This window comes from Vicingus serpentipes (assembly GCF_007993035.1).
GTDB classification, from domain to species: domain Bacteria; phylum Bacteroidota; class Bacteroidia; order Flavobacteriales_E; family Vicingaceae; genus Vicingus; species Vicingus serpentipes.
In genome coordinates this window covers 1-3,800 of the sequence record NZ_VOOS01000011.1, presented here as the reverse complement: position 1 = coordinate 3,800, position 3,800 = coordinate 1, and the positions used below count along the sequence as shown (strand labels likewise).

Genomic DNA, 3,800 nt, shown 5'->3' with positions numbered 1-3,800 from the left:
GCAAAATCCCATTCCCATATTCCAATATTATCTGGAGTGATGTCTAAGAAATCTACCTCAGGCTCAAACATTGTTGTTGGATTTGGGTTTGAAGTAAAATCAGGGTTTGGCAATGGATTTACAACAACAACAGCAACATCTTGTGTTAAGGTACATCCACCTTGAGCAGCAGTTGTATAAGCAGTCATACTAATCGTATAAGTCCCAGCTCCATTATAGGTATGTTGTATAGAATCCCATGTTAATGGACCACCAAGCGAAGAAGAACCATCTCCTAAATGCCAAGTTACTTGTGTAGTATCTAACATTCCATTAGTCGTATCGGTTGTGTTATAAAAAGTAAAAGGTAAAACAGGTTGCTCACAAAGTCTTAATGTATCTGCAACTGCCAATGGATTAGGTAATGGATTGTTATTTACATTTACCACCTCAAAAACTGCAGGAGAACATCCATCATTTATTTCAACAGTGTATACCGTATTTGTTGTTGGGTTAACCGTTGGGTTTTGAATATTTGGATTATCAATAGCTGTATTTGGAGTCCAAGTATAAGTGTAAGGACCACCATTACCTAAACTTCCAACAGCTCCAATCGTAACAGCATCATATGGACACTTATCTACATCAGGAAATGGAATACTCACACTTAATTCAGGAGTAACGGTAACGGTAACATCTCCTGTATCAGAAGGACAGCCAATACCATCAACAGCCCATACTTGGTAAGTAATTGCTGTTCCTGGTGCAGGACTAACCGTATGCGTTTGACCAACTCCTAAACCATTATCCCAAGTATAAACATACCCTGTGCCAGAACCACCTGTTGCTGTTGCTGTAATATCTGTAGTTTGTGCTGCACAAATTGACACATTTGGAGAAACACTATTTATTGTTACTGGAGTAGGTTCAGTAATTACAACCGAATCATTTTCAAAACATCCTGTTGCATCATCAGTAATTGTTACATAGTAAGTTCCTGCAGACAATCCTGTTACTGTTTGTGTATTTTGAACTGGAACTGTTGACCAGCTGAAAGAATAAGTTGCTAAAGGATCTGAACCATTTGCTGTAGCTTCACCATCGCTATATGTATTACATGTTGCATTAACTACACCAGTAACATTTGTTGTAAAGCTTGGATTATTCCCAACAGTAACTGTAAGTGTTGTATCACATAAATTACCATCAGTAATGGTTACATCATAATTTCCAGGAATTAAATTAAATGCAGTATCTGTTGTTTGATTTCCTGCTGCTGCATCCCATAAATAAGTATAATTACCTGTCCCTCCCGCAAAAGAAGTTACAGCTGCCCATCCATCTGGTTGATTACAGTTTGAATTTTGTAAATCTGTCGTGTACACAAATTGAGCAGGTTCATAAATAGTAAATATAGAATCTTGTTGACATAGGTTTGCATCAGTTACTGTAACAGTATATGCTCCAGCAGACAAATTATTTGCAATTGTTCCTGTTCCTCCAGATGGAGCCCACCCATAAGTGTATGGCGAAATCCCTCCTTGAGGAAGGACCTGTATTTGACCTGTTGATGTTCCAAAACAAACAACTGAATCTACCAGATTTGGAATACTAATTGGCAATGGCTCATCAATTACAACATCTATTGTTTGTTGACAATTATTAGCATCTTGAACCACAACTCCATAAGTTTTTGGTGCTAACCCATTAAATATAGCACTAGCAACAAAGGTTGCTCCACTGTCTATACTATAAGATAATGTTCCTGTTCCGCCTTGTGCATAAATACTAATTGTTCCATCATCGTCTCCATTACAAACTACATCTGTTCCAATAGCTGAATCTAAAACTAAAAGGATTGGGTCAATTAATACTGTACTCATCGTATCTGTACATCCAAATGAATCTTCAACGGTAAATAAATATGGTGTTGCTCCTGTTAACCCAGTAAAGGTGCTGTCAGATTGTAATACTCCTGCATCTATGTTATATTGATATGGAGTTCCTCCTCCAGTGGCATGAACAACCACCCCACCATTTAAATCACCATTACATAAAGGTTGCGTTAAACTTAAGCTATCTATTACAGGAGAATTAGAATCGATTAACACCTCTTCACTTGACTGAACACAACCTAAAGCATCAACTACAAATACATCATAACTTCCTTCTGCTAAATTTGGAAAAGAGTCAAGTGCTTGATAGGTTAATGCGCTATCATTACTATATTGATATGGAGTTACTCCGTTAATAGCATTAACTGTAATTGTTCCGTTAGCATTACCACAAGTTGGCTGAATAAGTGTTGTAGTGTATGATAAATTAGAAAAACTAATAACTACGGTATCTACATCTGTACAACCTAAAGTGTTGTTTTCTGTCCAGTACAATTCGTAGGCGCCTGGAGTTGTAGCTGTTGCAGTTCCTGTTGCTGAATTTGCTGGAGCAACATTTACTCCTGCTTGCGCTGTCCATGTTCCTGTTCCAATACTAGGAATGGCTGACATTACATAAGTTAAAGTACACGTGGTGTCATCAGCTCCTGCATTTGCGTTTGGTAGCCCAACAAATGGTCCTCCTGTAACTGTTATTGGACAGCCATTCGTGTCTGCAATATCAAAGCTATACATGTCACCATCCAATAATCCATTAATTTGAATAGTACCTCCATTTGGAGTTGTTGTGTTTACAAAACTTGCTGTTGCCGGCAACAAATTACTAGCTGTAAAATTACCCCCTATAAGCTCAGGGTAACCCCCATTAATTGTTATGGTAAAACTACTGTCTTGGCAATCTGGGGTAGGATTAGATATTGTAATCTCAGGTAAATAAGTAACAGCGGTAGCTAAACCAACATTTACACATCCTGAGTTATAAACTAAATCGTCTTGATTATATAATGTTAAAGGTGCAAAATAGACCGTATTATTCGTAAATGTAAATCCTTGACCTATTAAAAAGCCTAATAACCCACCATCATTAACATCTCCAAAATTGGTGATAGTTCCTGTTACAAAACCAGTATAACAAGGATCTAAATCAGGTGAAGTATTTGGGGTTGGTGGACAATTATAAATTCCATAGGTAATACCTGGATTATAGGTACTTCCACCTATTGGCCCTACATCATCAGGGCTAATATCATTACCGTTTGATGCTATAATAATAGTATCATTATAGCATAATACATAGTCCATTTGTCCATCTCCAAAAACTCCTGCTACTGTAGTCCCTGCATCTGCAGGACATCCACAAGAAACAGGGTAGTCTTGAGCAATATTAATGTTACAAGCTGGATCCGCTGTAAATTGTGCAGTAACATCACAACTTAATGTTCCGTTTGAATTGGATTCAAAATAATAATATGCAGGAGATGTAAATGGTGGGAACAATGTGTCAGCATTACCAACACAATCAGTAAATATTAATACACCTGTTGCTGGTGCATCTGAAAAAGTTACTTCTCCATAGCGAGGGAATAAATTGGTGATAGGATCACAAAAACCAATGGTATCACTAATACTTGTAAATGCACAATTAGGATTACATGATGCTGGTGCATTGTAATTTATACTAGCATTACAAGCTAAATCATCTGAAAAGGTAGCCGTAATAGCACAGGCTAATCCATCTGCTGTTAATCCTGTTAAACTATAAGCAAAAGGGCTTACAAAAGGCGGCATTAAAGTATCAGCATTTCCATTACAATCAGTCACTGTTAATGTTCCGGTTGATGGTGCATTACTAAAATAAATATTACCACTTAAATCATATGTACTCGTTGCTGGCTGACAAGCTCCAACTAACAATGTTAAACTATC

Annotated in this window: 1 protein-coding gene; it reads right to left on the bottom strand. The window is 37.3% G+C overall.

The genetic code is table 11. The features are described 5' to 3' along the window. Positions 1 to 3,800, bottom strand: a 3,800-nt coding sequence (locus tag FRY74_RS12730) for a SprB repeat-containing protein (protein WP_147102220.1), incomplete at both ends; no start/stop codon positions are given.